Annotated in this window: 3 protein-coding genes; all 3 read right to left on the bottom strand. The window is 77.5% G+C overall.

Translation table 11 applies throughout. The features are described from left to right. Nucleotides 1-75: 75 nt before the first annotated feature. The gene (locus tag G5C65_RS35900) at nt 76-870 is read right to left on the bottom strand and encodes a hypothetical protein (RefSeq protein WP_165303240.1); all 795 of its coding nucleotides are present in this window, start codon (nt 868-870) and stop codon (nt 76-78) included. A gap of 87 nt (nt 871-957) precedes the next feature. Beyond that, nucleotides 958-1,491 carry a copper chaperone PCu(A)C domain-containing protein gene (locus G5C65_RS35895; RefSeq protein ID WP_165303239.1) on the bottom strand — a complete coding sequence of 178 codons (534 nt, stop codon included), beginning with the start codon at nt 1,489-1,491 and terminating at the stop codon, nt 958-960. Then, nucleotides 1,488-2,209, bottom strand: a 722-nt coding sequence (locus G5C65_RS35890) for an HAD-IC family P-type ATPase (protein ID WP_165303238.1), incomplete at its 5' end; no start/stop codon positions are given. The genes G5C65_RS35890 and G5C65_RS35895, both read right to left, overlap by 4 nt.

Here is a 2,209-nt window from a genome sequence, read left to right as displayed (position 1 = left end):
TCTCAAGGCAGGGGTCATCGCCTCGTGTCCTTCTGCGTTCACTCGGGTGCGCGGTCGCCGGAGCGGCGGCCGGTGTCAGACGGCGGCGCGCGCGGAGGGCGGTCCCCGAGAGGTGATGACGTGCACGAGCAGCAGCCGCCGGGGCCGGGCCACCGCGTGGTCGCGGTGCGGCTCCGCGGGCGGAGGGGCCGGGACGAGGGGGCAGTGGAAGAGCCACCGCAGCGGCGCGAGGAGCTGGAGGAGGAGCAGCGTGGTGCCGGTGCGGCCCAGGCGGAAGACGGCACGTTCGCCGTACGCCAGCCACAGGCCGGACAGCAGGGCGGCCAGCAGGTGCGCGGCGAGCATGCCGGTGGGCGACATGCCCGCCATATGCTGCATCCCGCCGTCCATGCCGCCGCTCATGCCGTCCACGGCGTGTGTGGCGGGTGCGGCGTGTGTGCCGCCCGGCGGGGGGCCGTCCGGGTGGTGGCCCAGTCCGGCGCGGGCGAGCAGCTCGACGGAACGGCGCTGTGTCAGCGGCGGGCCGCTCTCCTCCCCGCACAGCAGATACGACGCCCACTGCTGGGCGAAGGAGGGCGCGCTGCCGGAGCCCTCCGGCGCCCCGCGCGCGGCGGTGAGGGCCTGCGAGAGGGCGAACGCGGAGTGCAGCACGGCCTGCACGAGCACCGCCGCCAGCGTGACGGCCGTACGGCTCCGCTCGCGCCCGGCCAGCGGCCAGGCCGCCGCGCCGGTGACGGCGAAGCTGCCGCACAGGGCCCACCAGGGGAGCGGTGTGCCGGACATGGCGGCGTGACCGACGGCGGCGAGCAGCACGCAGACGGCCGCGAACACCGCGGCGCGCCCGGCCCGCACGGCCCGGTCCGTCGTCATCACGCCCCCATGGTTTCAGGCACGGTGTGGGTGCCCTCGGGAGGTAGTCGCGGCGGTGACCGGTCGGGTTCCCGGCCGTCCGCCGGGTCAGCCGCCCGGACGCACCACCGTCGCGTGCAGCCGGACCGGGCGGCTGTGTGCGAAGCGGAGGACGAACGGCACCCGGTCCCCCGGGCGCCAGCGGCTCGCCGCCGGGTGCTTCAGCATGACGTTCGTCGCCAGCGGCGACATCGTCACCGTCCGCCCGGCGGGCAGGGTCAGCGAGGGGACCATGGCCATGCCGCCCGCGCCCGCGTCCGTGCGGGTGTGGCGGCCGAGCATGACGTCGCGGGCGCCGGGGGAGCTGACGGAGACCAGGCGGTCGCCGGAGCCGCCGGAGTTCCGGATCCGGAAGTACGCCGAGGTGTCCCGCACCCCGCCGTACGTGAGGAAGACGCGGGGCTCGCTCACCGCGATCCGCGCCGGGGTGCCCGCGCCGCCCGCCGCCGTCCACCCGGTCAGGCCGAGCAGCGTGACGGCGCAGGCGGCGAGCGGGACGAGCGCCGCGGAGCGTTCCGGGGAGCGTTTCGGGGAGCGTCCCGGGGCGGGGGTGCCCCTCGCTGTTCGTCGCGGTCTGTTCACCGGGGTCTCCGTCCTGCGTTCAGGGGGCGCCGGGCCGGGGTCCAGGTGCGCAGGCGGAGGCTGTTGGCCACCACCAGGAGCGAGCTGACGGACATCGCCGCCGCGGCCACCATGGGGTTCAGCCAGCCCGTGGCGGCCAGCGGCAGCGTGACCGCGTTGTAGCCGAACGCCCAGGCGAGGTTGGCGCGGATCGTGCCGAGGGTGCGGCGGGCCAGCCGTACGGCGTCGGCGACCGCCTCGATCCCGGCGCGCGCCAGCGTCACGTCGGCGGCGCCGATCGCCGCGTCCGTCCCGCAGCCCATCGCGATGCCCAGGTCGGCGCGGGCCAGCGCGGCGGCGTCGTTCACCCCGTCGCCGATCACCGCGACCCGGTGGCCCGCCGTCCGCAGCCGGCTCACCAGGTCGGCCTTGTCCTCCGGGGAGAGCGCCGCGTGCACCTCCCGGACGCCGAGTTCCGCTGCGGCCGCCCGCGCGGTGGCGGCCCGGTCGCCCGTGGCCAGTACGGGGGTGATGCCGAGCCGCCGCATCCGGTCGACGGCGCGGTAGCTGCCGGCGCGCAGCACGTCCCCCACCGCGAGCAGCGCCTCGGCGGCGCCGTCGACCCGTACGACCACGGCCGTACGCGCGGCGCGCTCGGCCTCGGAGAGGGCGGCGGCCAGGGGCGCGGGGAGATCCGGGCCCGGGGCGCCGACCTCCACCCGGCGGCCCTCCACCCACC

Origin of the sequence: Streptomyces boncukensis (genome assembly GCF_011045075.1) — a bacterium.
GTDB lineage: Bacteria > Actinomycetota > Actinomycetes > Streptomycetales > Streptomycetaceae > Streptomyces > Streptomyces boncukensis.
Note: the sequence above shows the minus strand (reverse complement) of the source record. Positions and strands in the feature narration are given on the sequence as shown.

Coding starts and splice junctions, on each gene's coding strand:
- G5C65_RS35900 (WP_165303240.1), bottom strand. CDS start 870: ATGACGACGGACCGGGCCGTGCGGGCCGGGCGCGCCGCGGTGTTCGCG.